Annotated in this window: 14 protein-coding genes; 9 read left to right on the plus strand and 5 right to left on the minus strand. The window is 46.4% G+C overall.

The window, feature by feature from the left end:
* The first annotated feature begins 17 nt into the window (after nt 1–17).
* A complete protein-coding gene (locus CEQ32_RS03610; protein WP_088585522.1) occupies nt 18–1,643 on the plus strand; it encodes a phosphoethanolamine transferase in 1,626 nt (541 codons plus the stop codon).
* A gap of 159 nt (nt 1,644–1,802) precedes the next feature.
* Nucleotides 1,803–2,831: a GGDEF domain-containing protein gene (locus CEQ32_RS03615; protein WP_047539657.1), complete on the plus strand. Its 1,029-nt coding sequence runs from the start codon at nt 1,803–1,805 to the stop codon at nt 2,829–2,831.
* 114 nt (nt 2,832–2,945) lie between these two features.
* On the opposite strand, the gene CEQ32_RS03620 is transcribed toward CEQ32_RS03615, so the two are convergent.
* Nucleotides 2,946–3,590, minus strand: coding sequence for a DUF938 domain-containing protein (locus CEQ32_RS03620; protein ID WP_088586939.1), 645 nt, complete (start codon nt 3,588–3,590; stop codon nt 2,946–2,948).
* 315 nt (nt 3,591–3,905) lie between these two features.
* Here CEQ32_RS03620 and CEQ32_RS03625 point away from each other — a divergent pair, with 315 nt between their 5' ends.
* Entirely contained in the window at nt 3,906–5,195 is a 1,290-nt protein-coding gene (locus CEQ32_RS03625) for an NAD(P)/FAD-dependent oxidoreductase (protein WP_088585523.1), read from the plus strand.
* A gap of 62 nt (nt 5,196–5,257) precedes the next feature.
* Here CEQ32_RS03625 and CEQ32_RS03630 read toward each other — a convergent pair whose 3' ends face one another.
* Complete coding sequence (locus tag CEQ32_RS03630) at nt 5,258–6,133, minus strand: LysR substrate-binding domain-containing protein (protein WP_055646627.1); 876 nt, start codon at nt 6,131–6,133, stop codon at nt 5,258–5,260.
* A gap of 195 nt (nt 6,134–6,328) precedes the next feature.
* Between CEQ32_RS03630 and CEQ32_RS03635 the strand changes: the two genes are divergently transcribed.
* The 3 genes from CEQ32_RS03635 (at nt 6,329) to CEQ32_RS03645 (ending at nt 9,508) form a co-directional block, all read left to right on the plus strand.
* Entirely contained in the window at nt 6,329–7,468 is a 1,140-nt protein-coding gene (locus tag CEQ32_RS03635; protein WP_037429804.1) for an S-(hydroxymethyl)glutathione dehydrogenase/class III alcohol dehydrogenase, read from the plus strand.
* A gap of 127 nt (nt 7,469–7,595) precedes the next feature.
* A complete protein-coding gene (gene fghA / locus CEQ32_RS03640; protein WP_037429803.1) occupies nt 7,596–8,435 on the plus strand; it encodes an S-formylglutathione hydrolase in 840 nt (279 codons plus the stop codon).
* A 287-nt stretch (nt 8,436–8,722) separates the two neighbouring features.
* Nucleotides 8,723–9,508, plus strand: coding sequence for a S1 family peptidase (locus CEQ32_RS03645; RefSeq protein ID WP_055646626.1), 786 nt, complete (start codon nt 8,723–8,725; stop codon nt 9,506–9,508).
* Between the two features lie 111 nt (nt 9,509–9,619).
* Here the strand turns inward: CEQ32_RS03645 and CEQ32_RS03650 are convergent, their stop codons facing one another.
* Nucleotides 9,620–10,996, minus strand: a complete 1,377-nt coding sequence (locus tag CEQ32_RS03650) for an L-serine ammonia-lyase (protein WP_037429797.1) — start codon at nt 10,994–10,996, stop codon at nt 9,620–9,622.
* 383 nt (nt 10,997–11,379) lie between these two features.
* Here CEQ32_RS03650 and nagZ point away from each other — a divergent pair, with 383 nt between their 5' ends.
* The 3 genes from nagZ to CEQ32_RS03665 all read left to right on the plus strand — a co-directional run bounded on the left by nagZ (nt 11,380) and on the right by CEQ32_RS03665 (nt 13,864).
* On the plus strand, nt 11,380–12,408 hold the full coding sequence (nagZ, locus tag CEQ32_RS03655) for a beta-N-acetylhexosaminidase (RefSeq protein ID WP_055646625.1): 1,029 nt from the start codon (nt 11,380–11,382) through the stop codon (nt 12,406–12,408).
* 81 nt (nt 12,409–12,489) lie between these two features.
* Nucleotides 12,490–13,032, plus strand: a complete 543-nt coding sequence (gene ycfP / locus CEQ32_RS03660) for an alpha/beta hydrolase YcfP (protein ID WP_055646635.1) — start codon at nt 12,490–12,492, stop codon at nt 13,030–13,032.
* 559 nt (nt 13,033–13,591) lie between these two features.
* Complete coding sequence (locus CEQ32_RS03665; protein WP_037418308.1) at nt 13,592–13,864, plus strand: acylphosphatase; 273 nt, start codon at nt 13,592–13,594, stop codon at nt 13,862–13,864.
* A gap of 117 nt (nt 13,865–13,981) precedes the next feature.
* Here the strand turns inward: CEQ32_RS03665 and CEQ32_RS03670 are convergent, their stop codons facing one another.
* Nucleotides 13,982–14,980, minus strand: a complete 999-nt coding sequence (locus CEQ32_RS03670) for a peptidoglycan binding protein CsiV (RefSeq protein WP_055646624.1) — start codon at nt 14,978–14,980, stop codon at nt 13,982–13,984.
* Nucleotides 14,980–18,474: a transcription-repair coupling factor gene (mfd, locus tag CEQ32_RS03675; protein ID WP_055646623.1), complete on the minus strand. Its 3,495-nt coding sequence runs from the start codon at nt 18,472–18,474 to the stop codon at nt 14,980–14,982. The genes CEQ32_RS03670 and mfd overlap by 1 nt, the downstream gene beginning before the upstream one ends.
* Nucleotides 18,475–18,539 lie beyond the last annotated feature (65 nt).

Consider the following 18,539-nt stretch of genomic DNA (forward strand, 5'->3'; position numbering starts at 1 on the left):
TTGAGAGACCATAACCAGTGCTGACGAGATTTAAAACCCTAACCGTGAATCGTTTCACTTTTATCACCGCAGTATTTTACGTTTGCGTTTTTAATATCCCACTGTTTGAAATCATCAAAAAAGGCATTGAAAAACAACCTGATGTCGATCCGGTTTTTATCGCCAGTATGCCGTTATTTTTGATCTTTGCGCTGAGTTTTGTGTTTTCGCTGTTTACAGTGAAGTATCTGCTAAAGCCCTTTTTTATCATCCTCACTTTATTATCATCTAGCGTGTTTTTTGCGGCCTTAAAATACAATATCGTGTTTGATTACGGCATGATTGAAAACACCTTTCAAACCAACAGCGCTGAAGCGCTGATGTATGTCAATTTTGCTTCCATACTCAATATGCTGCTTACGGGGATTTTGCCAGCCTATTTGATTTACAAAGCTGATATCCAATACAAGCCATTTTTCAAAGAGTTACTACATAAAGTGTTGTTTATGCTGGCGATGTTAGCAGGGCTTGGGATTATCGCCTTCTTCTATTTCCAAGACTACGCTTCCTTTGGCCGCAATAATGATGAGATTAAGCGTTATATCGTGCCGACCTATTTTATTGGTGCGGCGGCTAAGTACATCAATGTGCATTACCTACAAACACCAATCAAATATGAACAGCTTGGCTTGGATGCAAAAAATGTCAGTCCCAATGCCAACGGTAAGCCCAATTTATTAGTGCTGGTGGTTGGGGAAACGGCTCGTTCGATGAACTATCAATACTATGGTTATGATAAACCGACTAACGCCCATACTCAGGGGCAAGGATTACTGGTCTTTAAGGATACCCATTCTTGTGGAACGGCAACCGCAGTATCGCTGCCTTGCATGTTTTCCCGCATGGGACGCGATGACTATGATTCCCGCCGTGCCTATGCCCAAGACACGGCCGTTGATGTACTGAATCATGGCGGGATTAAGGTGCAATGGTTTGATAATGACTCGGGTTGTAAAGGCGTGTGCGATCAGGTTGAGAACATCACTATCGATTTAAAGAGCGATCCTGAGTTGTGCTCCGGTCAATATTGCTTTGATCAAGTTTTGTTGAACAAACTTGATGAAGCATTAGCTAACGCCGAGCAAAAAGATACCGTGATTGCGTTACATATTATTGGCAGTCACGGGCCGACCTATTATCTACGTTATCCGCCAGAGCACCGTAAATTTACGCCGGATTGCCCACGTAGTGATATTCAAAATTGCACTGCTGAAGCGTTAATGAATACCTACGACAACACTATCTTATATACCGATTACATTCTTAGTCAGGTTGTCAATAAACTTAAACAGCAGCAAGAAAAATTTGATACCGCCATGTTTTATCTCTCCGATCATGGCGAGTCTTTGGGTGAGAAAGGCATGTACTTGCATGGCGCCCCTTACAGCATAGCGCCTATTGAGCAAACGAGTATTCCTATGCTGGCTTGGTTTTCTGAGGACTTTAGTCAAGATAATCACTTGAATATGGCTTGTCTTGCTAAAGAAGCTGAAAAGGGGGGATTTTCCCATGACAATTTATTCGATAGCCTATTGGGATTAATGAATGTTCAAACTCAGGTTTATCAGCCTGAATTGGATATTTTTGCCCACTGCCGAGGTTGAGCCGCTTTTGGCATAACATAAAAAATTAAAGGAGGATGGCAACATCCTCTTTTTGTTTTTGCGCGCCATCATAATAATCATTTTACCCAGTATCCAAAACGAAGCAGTTGAGTTAACTTAAGTTATACAAAATTATAACAACTCATGGATGCATGATTCATGTCTTTTCCTGCAGCAAATAAAGAGCTCGATTCAGCGGCTCAAATTTTACGTTTAGCTGTACCGCAAATGTCTGCGCTTGATATACCGGTTACGCCAGAAAATTACACCGTTTGGTATGAGTATTTTGCTCAGTCAAACTTAGATCTTAATCGTGCTATTGATGGTTTTCTTGCTAACAATGTCGTATTTACCAAAGAAGTGAATACCAGTCTGTACAAGAATTTTATTCAAGAGAAGTCCCCTGAAGTCATCGAGAATGTCCAGATAGAAACTCAGATACTGATTAACTCTCTCATCAGTAAAATTACTCAGCTAACCCAAGGGACGGAAGCATTTACAAGCACCTTGGCGGATTTTGGATTGCAACTGCAATCAACGCCCGATGTGAATACGTTAAATCAATTAGTCGATGGGGTGCTTGATGAAATGCAGAGCCTATTGGTTAATAACCAAGCCATGGAGCAGAGCCTCAATGCCATGGGACAAGAAGTACAAAACTTAAAAGCTGAAATGGAAAATTTAAGTCTGGCAGCAATGACAGATCAATTGACTTCGTTACATAACCGCCGAGCTTACGAAATTGCTATTCAAGACCATATCCATCGTGCGGAGGAACAACAAACCCGTTGTAGTTTATTACTTGTGGATATTGACAGATTTAAGATATTTAACGACACCTATGGGCATCAAATCGGCGACAAAGTCTTGGCTTATGTTGCGCTGGCTTTAAAACAATGTGTGCGTGGTGATGACTTTGTCGCCCGTTACGGCGGTGAGGAATTTGTGGTGTTGCTGCCTAATACCCATTTTCATGATGCGCTGCAAGTGGCCGAGACTTTGAGGGAGCGGATCTCCGAGCGGCGCCTAGCGATAGGCAAAGATAAAAAACTCTCATTGGGCGCCATTACGGTGTCGATTGGCTTAGCCTCTTTGCAAAAGGGCGATGATGCAGAAACCTTGTTTAGCAGAGCGGATAAAGCCCTGTATGAAGCTAAATCTGATGGCCGTAATTGCGTGCGGGGCTGAGTTGTTGCTTATTATCAGTATAGTTTGAGGGCGTATGGATAATGGTTTAAGTGTTAGTAGTCACAGCATCCTTATGCTTCACTGATGCGAATCTTGGGTTCGGGATTGAGCGCCCTACGCCAATAAATGTTTAAAATGCAGTAAGCGATTGTTGGCGGGCATGGCGATATCTTCGACTAAGGTTAAGTTTTGGGCTTGGGCAAGGGTGACAATCCATTCAATATCTCGAATACCGCTTTCACTATCTCTTTGTTTTAATAAGTCATCAAATCGCTGATTGCTGTCGCTGGTATAGTGACCTTGATAGTTAAAAGGCCCGTACAGGCATAGGGTGTTGAGCCGCGGTAAATACTCACCTAAGCCATTAAAAAATGCTTCCACCTTGGGTTTACTCATAATATGTAAGGTATTGGCGCTGAATACTGCATCGATATGGGGGCCGTTGATAGGCCAAGGTAGTGACACATCAAGTGTAATAGGTAAGCCAAGATTATGAACGCCAAGTTGATGACCTTGTTGTAAACATCTTGCACTAATGCCCTCAAGATATTGCGCTTGATCGCTCGTTTGCCAAAAAAGTTGAGGGAGATTCGCCGCAAAATAAACGGCGTGTTGTCCCGTGCCGCTGCCGATTTCAAGTACTTGTTTGGTATTGGCAAAAGCGGTTTTTAATACCGCAAGAATAGGCGCTTTATTATTTTCACAGGCTTGAGAAAAGGGCAGAACATCAGTTGTTTGAGGTTGTATATCCTGCGGCATAGTTTCTCCTGATAGGTCATTGTTAAACAAGTTATTGTTAAATAAATCTTTGTGAAATGCGTCTTTCTGATGGCGATTACCCTTGAGACAATAACGCAGGGTCAATTCTATTACCATCCTAGCGGGTGGTGCCTAGCTTAAGTCACTAACCTCGTTAATCCAATGGCTTAAGCTGTTTTGCCAAACTCGCTTATTTCCCTGTGAGGGGGCATTCTTCTGTTGACCATGATAATAGCTTAGTTATACTCAAAAATTCTGAACGTTTGTAAAAAATATTAAACGAAAAATCATAATAACATCGTGTAAGGAAACCCTATGTCAGCCAAACGCTGTGCCTCTTATTACAATGCCACCATTAAGCAAGAGTCTGATTATCCTGAACTTGAAGGTGATATCCGTGTGGATGTCGCCATCATCGGCGGTGGGTTTACTGGTGTTGCAACAGCGGTTGAGTTGTCTGAAAAAGGCTACAAAGTCGCATTATTAGAGGCAAATAAAATTGCTTGGGGCGCGACTGGCCGTAATGGTGGTCAAGTGACCGGAAGCCTATCTGGCGATGCAGCGATGACCAAGCAATTACGGCGTCATCTTGGTCAGGATGCCGAGGATTATGTGTGGGATCTTCGCTGGCGTGGGCACGATATCATCAAAACTAGAGTGGCGAAGTACAACATTGATTGTGATTTAAAATTTGGTCATATCCAGACGGCCTATCGCCCCGCACATATGGCAGAGTTACAGCAAATGTTCGACGAGGCTAATCGCCGTGGCATGGGGGAGTTTATGACCTTAGTGCCTGAGCAGGAGATGCCCACCTATTTAGCCTCGCCCTTGTACCACGGCGGTTTAGTCAATCGGCGCAATATGCATCTGCATTCGGTAAATCTATGCCTTGGTGAGGCGCGAGCCGCGGCCTCATTAGGCGCGCAGATTTTTGAACATTCGCAGGTGCTGGATATTCAGCAAGGAGAGCTTGCAACCGTGGTCACGCCAAAGGGAAGGGTAAAGGCAAATAGCGTGCTCATCGCCGGCAATGCCTACCACAAATTGGGCCGTCCCAAGCTACGGGGCATGTTATTTCCTGCCTCCCTTGGCAATTGTGCGACAGCCCAATTGCCGGCTGAGTTAGCTAAGCAACTTAATCCGCAGGATTTGGCCGTGTATGATTGCCGCTTCGTGCTGGATTATTACCGCTTAACTGCCGACAACCGTTTGATGTTTGGCGGTGGCACCAATTACAGCGGCCGCGATCCTAAAAACGTTGCCGCCGAGCTGCGCCCGGCGATTGAACGTACTTTCCCCCAGTTAAAAGGTGTCGATATTGAATTTGCCTGGGCAGGCATGGCGGGGATAGTGATTAACCGTATTCCCCAGCTGGGCAAGATAGCGCCGAATATCTTCTATTGTCAGGGATATTCCGGCCATGGCGTGGCAACTTCCCATATCATGGCCGAAATCATGGCTCAGGCGATCGATGGTCAAATGCGAGAGTTTGATCTCTTCGCCGCGATGCGCCATATCCGGATCCCACTGAATGAATGGTTTGGTAATCAGGCCCTTGCGCTAGGGATGCTGTATTACACCTTGAGGGAAAACTGGCGCTAAACAGGTGGGGCGTCTGACGACCGCGAGGTGATTGTCACTCATATTGGATTAATTGTTGTGAGTTAACTGCTCGCCAGTTTTTCAGCTAAATAATCCACTAAAACCCGCACTTTGGCGCTCAGATGACGATTTTGGGGGTAGAGCGCCCAAATGCCTTCTTTGGCTTCGCGGTGTGCGTCGAGGAAGGAGATAAGTTTGCCTGCATGAATATCTTCTTCAATATAATAATCAGGGAGTTGTACTATCCCTATGCCTTTTAACGCTGCATCCCGCAGGGCATAGCCGCTGTTGCAGATAAGGTTGCCGCGTACCTTAATATTGCGCTCGCGGCCATGTTCAATAAAGCGCCAGTAATTGTGATTCCCGATCAGACAATTATGTTGATTTAACTCCGAAAGCGTATGGGGCTCACCGTATTTTTCAACATAACTGGGCGAGGCGGCCACATAATGGGTGCGGCTGCTCAAGGGTTTGGCCATCAGGCTGGAGTCGGCGAGTTTGCCAAGGCGAATGGCCAAATCATAGCCGCCCTCAATCAAATCTAAGGTTCTGTTAGTCAAGTCGACATTAAATTCCACGCTGGGATATTGCACCATAAAATCATTGAGTAACGGCATGATAAATTTTTCGCCGTAGGCTACGGGCGCGGTGAGTTTTACCAATCCTTGGGGTGAACCTTTTAGATCGGTAATCGCCCGTTCGGCCTCCTCGAGGCCTGTTTGCAATTGGCGGCAATGGCGATAATAAATCGTGCCTTCTTCGGTGAGCGATACCTTGCGTGTTGTACGATAAAACAGCTTAGTGCCGAGGCGATTTTCCAGCGCACCGATTTGCCGACTCACGTGGGCGGTGGACACATTGAGGCGCTGTGCGGCCAAGGTAAAGTTCTCGGCCTCGGCCACTGCTACAAATTCTGATATGCCATCCCAAAGGTACATTGTTGCTTCTCAGTAAAAATGAATTGCCAAAATGCTAGATTATCAATCCTCAGGAAATAAATACAATCTAGTGACTGCATTACCGCACACTATTTTTAAGCTTATCCGTCCACCTCAATCTATGCTTACAAGCGAGTAGGGCTAGGATAAGCCGTAAATCGATAAGCCCATTGATTAAAATAAGGAAAGACAAGCATGTCGAACGAAAAACCACAGTTTATCAAGTCAAAGGCCGCCGTGGCCTGGGGGCCGGGACAGCCACTCAAGATTGAAGAAGTCGATGTGATGTTACCTAAAGCCGGCGAAGTATTAGTGCGCATCGTGGCGACTGGGGTGTGCCATACCGATGCGTTTACCTTAAGTGGTGACGATCCTGAAGGCGTGTTCCCAGCGATCCTCGGCCATGAGGGCGGTGGTATTGTTGAGCAAGTGGGCGAAGGCGTGACCAGCGTGCAGGTGGGCGACCATGTGATCCCTCTCTACACGCCTGAGTGTGGCGAATGTAAATTCTGTTTATCGGGTAAAACAAACCTGTGCCAGAAGATCCGCGCGACTCAAGGCAAAGGTTTAATGCCAGATGGCACCACGCGTTTCTATAAAGATGGTCAGCCAATTTTCCATTACATGGGCTGTTCTACCTTCTCTGAGTACACTGTATTACCTGAAATTTCATTGGCTAAGGTCAATAAAACTGCGCCATTAGAAGAGATCTGTCTGCTAGGTTGTGGTGTGACGACAGGTATGGGCGCCGTAATGAACACCGCTAAGGTGGAAGAAGGCGCGACCGTAGCGATTTTCGGCCTAGGTGGTATCGGTCTTTCGGCCGTTATTGGTGCGACCATGGCTAAAGCCAGCCGGATTATTGCCATTGATATTAACGAATCTAAATTCGAACTTGCCCGTAAATTAGGTGCAACCGATTGTATTAATCCTAAAAATTTCGACAAACCTATTCAAGAGGTGATTGTCGAGATGACCGATGGCGGCGTGGATTACTCCTTCGAATGTATCGGTAATGTCAATGTGATGCGCAGCGCGCTCGAGTGTTGCCACAAGGGCTGGGGCGAATCAGTGATCATTGGTGTTGCAGGCGCAGGGCAGGAGATTTCTACCCGTCCGTTCCAACTGGTGACAGGTCGCGTATGGCGAGGCTCAGCCTTCGGTGGCGTAAAAGGACGCTCGCAATTACCTAAAATCGTTGAACAATACCTAGCAGGTGAGTTTAAGCTCGATGACTTTATCACCCACACTATGGGACTTGAGCAAGTCAACGAAGCCTTCGACTTGATGCATGAAGGCAAGAGCATTCGCAGCGTGATCCATTTCGATAAATAATTGCGCTCTTTGTCATCACAGCAGCAGATAACCGCTAACGACTTATCTGCTGCTTATGTGTTTTAAGCTTGTGATAGGGTCTTGAACGGCAAGCTAACCGCTGAAAGTGAACAGGAAAGGGATTGAAATGACCATAGAAAATATCAGCTGTAACAAGAGTTTTGGTGGTTGGCACAAACAGTATCGCCATCAATCTCAGGCGCTGAACTGCGAGATGCGCTTTGCGATTTACCTGCCACCCGAGGCGGCCAATAAACCTGTACCTGTGCTGTATTGGCTATCGGGTCTCACCTGTACCGACGAAAACTTTATGCAGAAGGCGGGCGCGCAGCGTATTGCGGCTCAGTTGGGAATGGCTATCGTCGCCCCGGATACCAGCCCTCGTGGCGATGATGTCGCCGATGCACCGGATAAAGCCTATGACTTGGGCCTCGGCGCAGGGTTTTATGTGAATGCGACCAGAGCACCTTGGAATCGCCACTATAAAATGTACGACTATATTGTGCATGAGCTGCCAGCGCTGATTGAAGCGAATTTCCCCGTAACCGGACAGCGCGCCATCTCTGGCCACTCCATGGGCGGGCATGGCGCGTTAGTCATTGGATTAACCCATCCCCACAGATATAGCTCCATTTCGGCCTTTAGCCCTATCAGCAATCCAAGCAATGCGCCTTGGGGGATTAAAGCCTTTACCGAGTATTTAGGGGAAAATCGTGAGCACTGGCGCCAATATGATGCCTGTGAGTTACTCAAATTGGCGATCAGCGAAGTGCCTATTTTAGTCGACCAAGGCGATGCCGACAGCTTTTTAGAAACACAATTAATGCCACACACGCTCAGTGATATCGCCAAAACGAAAGGCTATCCCTTAGATTTGCGTATGCAGGCGGGCTACGACCATAGCTATTACTTTATTGCGAGCTTTATTGAAGAACACCTTAAATTCCATAGCTTGTATTTTAAATAAGGTTGCCAATCGTTAACCCCTTTCAGGATTAAACCTCAGAGTTAAAGCCTAGGGTTAAATATTAAAAAGCGCGGTGAACATCAAGTTCACCGCGTTTTTATTTTTACGGATAAGTTGCGATGTCATTCAACATGTCATGTTGACCCATGGCGCCTGAATGATTTGAATGCAGCGGCTATATCTCAAATGAGAAAAAGCTGTTAAGTGCTCGAAATTAATGATGATTCATTCTCTATATTCTCAATACAATATTGGCGAATAAATATACATAAGGATAGGAGTTCAATATGAAATGGATGTTCGTACTGTTACTGGCGACAGCGAGTACCGCTAATGCCATGATTATCAGGCATGATGTCGATGACGCGAAATATCAAGCGGCGGCGCAACGCGATAATTCGACGGTCATCTTTTTAGGACTTTATAAAGGTGATGAAATCGTGCTTGGTACAGGCAGCCTTATCGATAAGCAATGGATTGTGACGGCGGCGCATGTGGCTAACGAGCTAACGACTGGCAATAAAGTGCAATTTAAAACGGATTTTTACCCGATTAAAGATGTGATAAAACATCCACTTTGGAAAGAACGACACTTTCCCAATGATATTGCATTGGTTCAATTGGCTTCACCAATTGAAGACGCCACAGTCGCTAAATTGAATCATGCCTCAACCGAAACGGGTAAAATCGCTACCTTCGTCGGACGTGGCGATTTTGGAAATGGGCTAGTGGGCGTTGTGGCGGCCGACAAACAATTGCGCGCGGCACACAATGCCGTGGTTGGGGTGCAGGAGCAATGGCTGCAATTTATCTTTGACCGCGACGCGAATACTTTACCATTGGAGGGGATCAGTGGCCCAGGAGATTCGGGAGGCCCCGCATATCTCGTCTCGACAAATTCAGTCTGCCTTATCGGTGTCAGCTCATGGCAAAATGCTGAGTCAACCAATTGGGAAGAAGGTAAGTATGGCGTGATTGAGCATTACTCACGCATTTCCTATTTCAGAGATTGGATCGAGAAAACACTTTGGCAGATATCAGGGATATCGCCAGAAATCTGTCCTGATAGTTAAGGCATTAGATTGTACGGGATAAACAAATGCCGCGCTTAATCGTTTAGGTTTGAACGGTTAAGCGCGGCATGACAGTGCTAAAGACTTAAGTTAATTAACAGTTTGAGTGGATTAACACTCAACAATGTTCACTGCGAGGCCGCCTTTGGCGGTTTCTTTGTATTTACTGCGCATATCTTTACCTGTATCCATCATGGTTTTAATCACTTTATCCAGTGATACCTTGTGGTTACCGTCGCCGCGTAGCGCCATACGTGAGGCGTTAATGGCCTTGATTGCGCCCATTGCATTACGTTCAATACAGGGCACTTGTACTAGACCGCCAACGGGGTCGCAGGTCAGGCCTAGGTTATGTTCCATGCCTATTTCGGCTGCGTTCTCAACATGTTCCACTGTGCCGCCCATAATCTCGGTTAAGGCGCCAGCCGCCATTGAGCAGGCTACGCCGACTTCACCTTGACAGCCAACTTCAGCGCCCGAAATCGAGGCATTTTTCTTGTAAAGAATACCAATTGCAGCGGCGGTTAACAGGTAACGGGCGCAAACGTCGATATCGACTTCTTGCACGAAGGTATCGTAGTAACAAAGCACGGCAGGAATGATGCCTGCGGCGCCGTTTGTTGGTGCAGTCACAACGCGATCGCCTGCTGCGTTTTGCTCGTTTACCGAGAGGGCGAATAAATCGACCCAATCCATTGCGGTTAATGGATCGACGTTGTTACGGCCTTCGGCTTTGAGGCGACGATAGAGTGCTGGCGCACGGCGACGAAGTTTTAAACCGCCTGGCAAAATGCCTTCTTTTTGGTAACCACGTTCAATACAGGTTTTCATGGTTTGCCAGATATTCCACAGCTTGGCTTTGACCTCTTCTTCACTGGCAAGGCTAAGTTCGTTGGCCATCATTAAGGATGAAATGCTTAAGCCATGTTCAGTACAAAGTTCGAGTAATTGGGCGCTGCTGTTAAAATCATAAGGTGCTGATTCAATTTGCGATGCTGGTGAGGCATTACGTTGGTTGATTTCATCTTCATCTAAGATAAATCCGCCACCGACAGAGTAGTAAGTGCGCTCAAAAATACATTCGCCTTTGCTGTAGGCATACAGTGTCATGGCGTTCGCATGGGCGGGAAGGGTTTTACGTCTGTGGTAGGTAATGCCGTCTTCACGGGTAAACTTGACTACTTTGCCGCAGCTGAGGGTGAGGGTTTCATTTTTAGACACTTGCTCAAGAATGCCATCGATGCTGTCGGTATCGACGGTTTCAGGATCTTCACCCATCAAGCCTAAAATAACGGCTTTACCTGTGCCGTGGCCCTTGCCGGTTTGGCCGAGGGAACCAAAGAGTTCGGCTCTTAATTCATCCACTTGGGCAATCTGGCCCGAATCAGCAAGGTGCTGCATAAAAATTTTGCCCGCTTTCATGGGGCCAACAGTGTGTGAACTCGAAGGGCCAATGCCGATCTTGAACATATCGAATACGCTAATCATGATTGAAGTCCTGTTGTGTCTCGATTTTTATTTTAGTGTGTGCGGATGAACTTTGCAGTTATCGTGTTAATACGCTGGTTTTTAGGGCATCAACTCTGGCAAACTGCAGGCATTATCCACGTAAAAATAGGCTTGTGTGATACGCTTATGTTCAGTATCCCATAAATCAGTATCAAGATTCACATTAGTTTTTTTTATTAGAAAGTCTTCGGATAAGCTGAGCTTAATTAGCGGATCATTAATGTCGATTTAATGGTCTACATTATCGGTTTTGGGCAAAATTTGACGGTAAATGGCTCGCTTTTTGGGGATTTTTGTGAACCCCGTAGCCAGTATCGCTATGGTTATTTTTTGAGTATGAATAAGAAATTTTAGGGAGAATTATGAGTTATCTAATGCTGGATCTGCTGTCTTTAGAGGTCAGTGATGCTGAAGCTGAGATGCTGCGCCATCCGCAAGTGGGCGGTTTGATCCTGTTTTCCCGCAACTTTACTAGCCGTGAGCAATTAATTGCCTTGGTGCAGCAGATCCGCCAAATTCGTCCCGAGATTTTGATTGCCGTCGACCATGAGGGCGGACGAGTACAACGTTTTCGCGAAGGTTTTACGCTTATTCCGGCCATGGGGGATATTTTGCCAGCGGCTAAGGGCGAGATGGTATTGGCGAAACGTTGGGCCTGTGAGCTGGGTTTTTTAATGGCCATCGAGTTACTCGCCTGTGACATCGACTTAAGCTTTGCGCCTGTGCTCGATCTTAACGGCATTAGCCAAGTCATTGGCAAACGTAGTTTTAGTGCAAAGCCCGATGAAGTGATTGCGTTAGCGCAGAGTTTTATTGAGGGTATGGCCGAGGCGGGCATGGGTGCCGTGGGTAAGCATTTCCCAGGTCATGGCAGTGTGGCTGCAGATTCCCATATTGCGCAACCTATCGATGAACGTGAGGCTGAGGCGATTTTTAATCAAGATATTCTGCCGTTTAAGGAGTTGATCGCTCAAGGTAAATTATCAGGCATTATGCCTGCCCATGTGATCTACCCTAAAGTTGATCCCAATCCTGCGGGCTTTTCAACCTATTGGTTAAAGCAGATCCTTCGCCAAGATCTGGGTTTTAACGGGGTGATTTTCTCCGACGATCTGGGGATGAAGGGCGCATCTTTTGCGGGAGATTATATAGGCCGCGCTCAAGCTGCGTTGGATGCGGGTTGCGATATGATTTTGGTTTGTAATGATAATCCAGGTGTTATGTCACTCTTAAACGGTTTTGTATGGCCTTCTGCTGCACCGAAACATCCGGCGAGTTTACTTAAACCTAATGCGGCGCAGACTGCTATCGCATTAGAAAATAGCGCTCGTTGGGAAAATGCTAAGCAGCTGGCCGAGCAAATACAGCTCGCACAACAGGCAAAAGTTTGATGTAGCGCAAGGTTCTGCAATGAATATTTGCTAGGGTTAGTGGCATACGCCGTGTTTGGCAGATTGTTAAAAGGTCTCAATATGATTTTTTATCTTCATGGATTCGATGCGACTAGCCCTGGTAATCACGAAAAAATGCGTCAGTTGCAGTTTATTGACCCTGATGTAAGGCTTATCAGCTACAGCACTTTGCACCCCAAGCATGATATGCAGCATTTATTGAAAGAGGTCGCCAAGCAAATGCAGTATAGCGACGATCCCACGCCGTTAATGGTGGGCGTCGGTTTGGGGGCGTATTGGGCTGAGCGAATTGGCTTTTTAAATGGGTTAAAGTCGGTGTTGATCAATCCCAATCTTCATCCAGAAGAGACAATGCAAGGGAAAATTGATCGCCCGGAAGAGTATGCCGACATCGCCAATAAGTGTGTTTCAGAGTTTAGGTTGAAGAATACCCACAAAGCGATGTGCATTCTGTCTCGTTTTGATGAAGTGCTCGACAGTCAAGCAACGTCCAGTGAACTCAGTTGTTTTTACCCTATCGAATGGGATGAAACTCAACCCCATAAATTCCCCCAATTAGCGGCCCATTTGCCTAAAATCAAAGCTTTTAAGCTAAACGGTTAATACTCGTTTGCAGACTCATCATTAGACCGCGCATCGCTACTCATTTGTAGGGGAATAGGTTTGGTTTTCGTGTGATTGCCAGCCTTAGCCTTCGCTCATTTCCATATTTCAGTTCGTTATATGTACGGGGTTGCTGCTTATGCTACCGAGCGTCATGTATTGGTATATCGATATATTTCATATTTGGAATGGTTGACGGTATATATTATTGGTTTGGTTGGCTATTTCAGTAAAAAGCATTAAATAAGTACTGTAAGAGTGGATTTATCTATCATTTTGTTGAAATTTGTAATTAATTGTGTAAAGTAGCGCGTCTTAATAGTTTGTTACAAAATGCTACAAACTTTTATGCCATTAGTCCATTTATGGACAACCTTTTGCGTATGTCGCCCGACACAGCTAACAGCGGTCTTGTTAGCTGTTTTTTTATGCGTTTCATTTCATTTGTTTCACTCAGTAAATCCATCACTTAACACATTTATAACGTAACTAAGCTCAAATCTCGGCTATGCTTAAACTCGCATGAGAATAACAAGCTAACCTTGTTCAGGAGTCTTAAATGAAACGGGTGCTAATCAAATTAACGGGAACCGTACAGGGTGTGGGCTGTCGGCATGCGACACTGACAAAGGCTCGAGCCTTGGGCGTGACAGGTTATGTGACTAATTGCGTCGATGGAAGTGTCGAAGTGCTCGCACAGGGCAGTAATCCTGCTGTAGATAATCTTATTGCCTGGTGTGAGTTAGGCGTGCCTTGCACCGATGGATTAATGGTGCAGGTGGAAGAAGACCAAGGCGATGATATTTATTTGGATTTTTCAATAGTGCGCTGATTTGTTGCTAAATTCAGTCTCGATGAGTCTTGAATGGTCATGGAGCTATTGGTGATAAAAAAAGCGGTAATTACACTCGTATTACCGCTTTTTATTTAGCATTGATTGGCTGGCGTTTTATGCGCTAGGTTGCGCCATCTTACGGATCTGGATCACCATGCCCATTTCGGGATGATCGAGATAATGAATTTCATCACTTTTCACTCGGCGATTCTGTTCCAGCGGAATAGACATCAGGTAAGGCGTCATCACTTTAACAGGCGTCGCATTAGTATTTGTGCTGGTTTCATCGGTTGGCACAGGCATTAACTTACGTCCTTCTTTACGAAGATTTAAGGCCGTTTCGATATAGAGGTAGTGGCTGAGATAAATATTTAGCGTGCCATCAAGTTGCCAAACAGGAGAGGGTAGCAATGGTGCCGAACTTTCTAAAGCCATTCCTTGGGAGCTTTGAGTATTTTGCATCGAACTGTTTAACGCTTGTTGCACAATTTGGCGGCCATCGAAGTGGTAGTTGGCGGAGAAATCCTTACCAGCAAATAGGCGAACAGGCACTGAGCCGCTTTTACCCGTCATAGGTTGCTGCCATGTCATATGCAGTAGACTACGATTACCACGTTCTCTGGATAAGCTATTAACGATACTTGCAAACTGACCTTGGTTGCTTGCGAGTAATACCGGGCCACTGCCAAGTTTGGCGTAGGTTTGGCTGCTACTGCCGATTTCCGATGGGATCATGCTTGGGTAACGGTACTGGGTGGTCGTTGTGCTTGGGCCTGTGATCCTTAAGCCGCCACTAGTGCTATTATCGGTGTTATTAGTGGCATTCGTATTTGTGTTTTCTGCACAATGGCTATTGGCATCGGCATCATAAACAAGTGTGCAAGGCGCAGACTCATTACTCATGGAGACCACAGCCTGACCTACAACCGGTGAGATCAGGTCGATTGCACTATTGGTTTTCGTCTCAATTGGGGCCATAGGCCATTGTTCAGTTGACTGGCTTTGGCGTTCGAAAATATAGACTTCAACCTCGAACCACGCCTCAGCACGGGCAAGTGAACTGTGTGAAAGTGCAATAAGTGTAGCGATAGAGACCGCGAGTTGACGTAACACTATTTATCTCCAAGACGATGTTGCGATTGATGTTGAGATAGTTGTTCGAGCAAGAGCTTGACTAACGCGAGCCTCTCTTTTGCCGTTTCGGCGCTGAGCATGAACTTTAACTTATTCGGCCCGTCCATTCGATAGATTTGTGGCTGACTTTGCAGTAATCCAATGATAAAGCTTGGGTCGATATTATGATCTTGGCTAAATTCGATACTGCCACCCTTGGCGTGTACCTCAATTTTAGTCGCCCCTAGCCGAGTTGCCTGATGTTTATACAGAGTCATTTCCATCAAGTTTTTAGTGGCCTCTGGCAGCAAACCAAAGCGGTCGATAAGCTCAACTTTAAGTTCGTCTAAGGCTTCTTCGCTGTCACAACTGGCGATACGCTTGTAGAGCGACAGACGAATATTCACATCACCGACATAGTCTTCAGGTAATAGGGCCGGAATTCTGAGTTCCATTTCACATTGCTGATTGAGCATTTGCGCCAGCGATGGCTCTTTACCTTGCTTAAGCGCTTTGACCGCCGATTCAAGCATTTCCATATAGAGGCTAAAGCCAATTTTTGAGATATGGCCGCTTTGCTCATCACCTAAGAGTTCGCCTGCGCCGCGTATCTCTAAATCTTGGGTGGCGAGCATAAAACCGGCGCCTAAATCCTCAAGGGCATCGATGGCTTCGAGACGTTTGCGAGCATCGCTAGTCATACGTTTAGGATGTGGCGTCATCAAATACGCATAGGCTTGATGGTGAGAGCGACCCACACGGCCACGTAGCTGATGCAACTGGGCTAAACCAAAGGTGTCGGCGCGTTCGATAATAATGGTGTTTGCACTGGGAACGTCGATACCGGTTTCGATAATAGTGGTACAGACTAACACGTTGAATCTTTGGTGATAAAAGTCCGACATCACCCGCTCAAGATCCCGCTCACGCATTTGGCCATGGGCGACCACAACCCGCGCTTCGGGTAACAAGGTACTAATGTCTTGGGCACATTTTTCAATGGTTTCGACATTATTGTGCAGGTAATAGACTTGGCCACCACGGAGGATTTCACGCAATATAGCCTCGCGCACCGTCGCGGGATCGGATTCGCGCACAAAGGTCTTCACCGCCAAACGCTTAGCGGGAGGTGTGGCAATAATCGATAAGTCGCGCATTCCCGACATCGCCATATTTAAGGTGCGGGGGATCGGTGTGGCGGTGAGGGTCAAAATATCCACATTGGCCCGCAGTGCTTTAATTTTCTCTTTTTGTCTGACACCGAATCTGTGTTCTTCGTCGATGATAAGTAGGCCTAAATTCTCAAATTTAGCCTCGGATTGCAGCAGCTTATGGGTGCCAATCACGATATCGACTTTGCCTTCTTCGAGCTGTTTTAGCACTTGGGTCTGCTCTTTGGCGGTTCTAAAGCGTGACATCACTTCAATCACCACCGGCCAGTCGGCAAATCTGTCCTTAAAGTTTTCGTAGTGCTGCTGGGCGAGTAACGTGGTGGGTACCAACACAACCACTTGTTTACCCGCATTCACCGCCACAAAGGCGGCGCGCATCGCGACTTCGGTTTTCCCAAAGCCCACATCACCACAAACTAATCTGTCCATTGCGGTTGGCGATTGCATATCGGCGAGCACGGCATGTATTGCACTTTCTTGATCGACGGTTTCTTCAAAGGGGAAACCTTGAGCGAATTGGGCGTATTCTTCGTCATTGATTTCGCAGCTCTCACCCGGACGAGCTTGGCGACGTGCATAGACATCGAGAAGTTCTGCGGCCACATCGCGGATTTTTTCAATGGCTTTATTTTTCGCCTTAGCCCAAGTGTCGTTACCCAGTTTATTAAGATGCGTTTCCCCATCGGCGCCAACACTATAACGGCTAATTAAATGTAAATTGGAAACGGGGACATAGAGCTTATCGCCACCTGAGTACTCAAGTTGCAAATATTCAGCAACAATGCCGCCAGTATCGAGGGTGACTAAACCTTGGTAAAGGGCAACACCGTGCTCTAAGTGTACGATCGGCTGGCCAACTTTCAGCTCGGCTAAATTTTTGATTAAGGTATCGTTACTGATCTGACGCTGTTTTTCGCGGCGACGCTGCTGTGAAATCCGCTGGCCGAAGAGCTCAGTTTCGCAGATGATGCTGACGGCAGTTTGTGCGCCGAGTCCCAGTACACAACCACGGGATAAGGGCGAAACGATCAAGCCAAGTTTGGTATCAGTTTTAATAAACTCATCAAAATGACTAAATACCGTAGGCTTTAACTGGATTTTACCTAAGAGTTCGAGCAGCGCTTCACGGCGACCTTCAGATTCTGCGCTAAATAATATGCGCGGCGCCTGCTCAGCATAATCCTGCAGTGCGATTAACGGCTGCTTTAATTTGTGATTGGCGCTTACCTCAGGCAAGGCTCTGGCATCAATTTGCGCCGCAACACCATTGGTGTCAGGATTTGGGGCCACAAATTGATAGCGAGGTAGCGGCTTAAAGGCGGCAAATAATTCTTCTATCAGTAAATACAGTTCTTTAGGGGCAAGCAGTGGTCGTAGCGGATCGACCCGTCGGTCTTCATACCGTGTTTCCACTTCATGCAAATGGGCGCGAGCGGATTTTTCGATATCGCCCAAGGTGACTAACTGAGTGTCCTTCGGCAGGTAATCAAATAGCGTCGCGACCTCATCGAAAAACAGTGGCAGATAGTTTTCAATCCCAGCGGGCATCAAATTTCGGCTCACCAATTGATAAACCGACTCTGGCTCTTTAACGATCACCTCAAAACGGCGGCGATAGCGTTGTCTAAAGCCTTCGATAGCACTGCTATCGGTTGGAAATTCTTTTGCCGGTAATAATCGCACCGCATCGACGGGTGTGGATGAGCGCTGGGTCTCTGGGTCGAAATGGCGAATAGTTTCAACTTCATCATCGAAAAGCTCGATACGCAGCGGCATATTCACGCCGGTAGGGAAGATATCGAGAATTGAGCCCCGAATGGCAAACTCGCCATGTTCGTAAACTTGCTCAACTAAATGATAGCCCGTATCGGTTAATTGCTGGCGCACATCATGGAGCTGATATTTATCGCCCTTTTTAAGCACAAATACATTGGAGCTTAAATAGGATTTCGGCGGCAAGCGCATCATCAGTGTTGTCACTGGCACGATAACCACGCTGTGCTCAGCATGGGATATTTGCGATAGGGTTTCTAAACGCTGGGAGATCAAATCCTGATGGGGTGAAAAACTGTCGTAGGGCAGGGTTTCACGGTCAGGAAATAGCCGCACCTTAATGGTGGTGTTCGCTAATAAATAATTAAGCTCTAACTCGAGACTCAATGCCGTTGGTGTGTCACTGGTGACAATGAGCGTGGTGCCTGGGTGTTGGCGTATCAAGCTGGCGAGGGTGACCGCTTGACCCACTCCGGCGATACACGACAGAGTTTGCATTTGAGTGCCATTTTTTACAACGGGCGGTGTTAGGGCTGAAATATGTGTCATTGGCGTGGGATAAACGGATTCATTCACAAAAAGTTGCATTTATTGTAGTGACTTGGGCGCTAGGG

Origin of the sequence: Shewanella sp. FDAARGOS_354 (genome assembly GCF_002209245.2) — a bacterium.
GTDB lineage: Bacteria > Pseudomonadota > Gammaproteobacteria > Enterobacterales > Shewanellaceae > Shewanella > Shewanella xiamenensis.